The sequence below is a fragment of the Bartonella sp. AC10YNML genome (assembly GCF_042196825.1).
Taxonomy (GTDB): domain Bacteria; phylum Pseudomonadota; class Alphaproteobacteria; order Rhizobiales; family Rhizobiaceae; genus Bartonella.
Window position 1 is genome coordinate 1 of the sequence record NZ_JBHIRA010000072.1, and the last position, 767, is coordinate 767.

General features: G+C 35.6%; 2 pseudogenes. Both read right to left on the reverse strand.

Annotated features, from left to right (window positions below):
* A pseudogene (locus tag ACFINA_RS09685) lies at positions 1 to 607 on the reverse strand (hypothetical protein); the annotation flags it as partial.
* A gap of 69 nt (positions 608 to 676) precedes the next feature.
* A pseudogene (locus ACFINA_RS09690) lies at positions 677 to 767 on the reverse strand (TrwH protein); the annotation flags it as partial.

The window sequence follows — 767 nt, forward strand, 5'->3', positions numbered from 1 at the left end:
AAGTCCCAGAAATTTTGTTTTCTTCCTCCAATATCTTTTGATATGATTCCCTTAAAAGCAGATTCTTCTTATAGAGCAATTCTGGTTCTTTGAGAAAAAAACTAGAAAAGTCTATTTGCTTTGGGTTTGTTTTCTGATTCTTTGTTATAGCTTGATAGGTTTTTTCTGTTTGTGAAATTTGTTTTTTTTTCAACTCAAGCTGTTTTTTTAAGAGCTCAATAATTTCCCCTTTTTTTAATAGATTAGTAAGCTCCAGATATTTTGCTGATGGAGCAGATACGAAAGCTGATTTAGGTACCTGAGCTGTGGGAGATACTGGAGGTGTGTTAGATGGCTTAGAGCCAATAGGTTTGGACGGTACGCGATTTCTTATCGTTCCCAAATTAGAAAGGTCAATTTTAATATCGGGTGGAAGTTTACGTGGTGGCTCATAGCCTTTTGGTGGTTTTGGTTTATAATTGTTGCTTGAATCGAGATCTCCTGACCCTATACTAGGAACTGCAAAACGGCTATGACCTCCTCCTTGCTTAGTAAGAGTGTTACTTCTTGCTAAGTTTGTTGTTCCAAAAAAAGCACTAATCGCTATGATAATAATCAGCTTTTGCATATTTCATACCTTTTAATTTTCACATATTTAGAAAGACTGACCATTACATTATTAATTTCATAAATCAGTTTATGAGATTCCGTTGTCTCCTCGCTTGATTTCGGCAGGGATTGTTTTATTAATAGGCACGCGGTTCCTATCATTGGGCTGTTTTAGCTTT